Annotated in this window: 1 protein-coding gene; it reads left to right on the top strand. The window is 66.6% G+C overall.

Annotated elements, in window-relative coordinates:
* A partial coding sequence (locus AC3A35_RS27920) for a TRAP transporter large permease subunit (protein WP_487439813.1) occupies positions 1-446 on the top strand: 446 nt, incomplete at both ends.

Raw genomic sequence — 446 nt, 5'->3', positions numbered from 1 at the left:
TTCGTGCCCGGCATCCTCGCCGCGATCGGCTACATGGTGGTGATCGGCATCGTCACCCGCATCGATCCGGCCGCGGGTGGCCCGGGCAGCCCGAAGCACAGCTGGGCCGAACGCCTGCAGACCCTGATCGACACCTGGCCGGTGCTGTTGATCTTCATCGTCGTGATCGGCGGTATCTACAGCGGTATCTTCACCCCGACCGAGGCCGCCTCGGTGGGCGTGCTCGCCACCGGCATCGCGGCGTGGAAGTCCGGCGGCCTGAAGGGCGAGGGTTTCCTCGAGTGCCTCTATGGCACCGCCAAGGGCACCGGGATGATGTTCCTGATCCTGCTCGGTGCCGACATGCTCAACTCCTTCATGGCGGTGAGCCAGATGCCGGCCGAGGCCGCGGCCTGGGTGCAGGAGATGGGCTTCGGACCGTTCACCGTGCTGTTCGCGATCATCGT

It is taken from the genome of Azoarcus sp. Soil_N_20 (assembly GCF_057656155.1).
The sequence above is the reverse complement of the archived record's forward strand: the minus strand, read 5'-3'. Positions and strand labels throughout refer to the sequence as shown.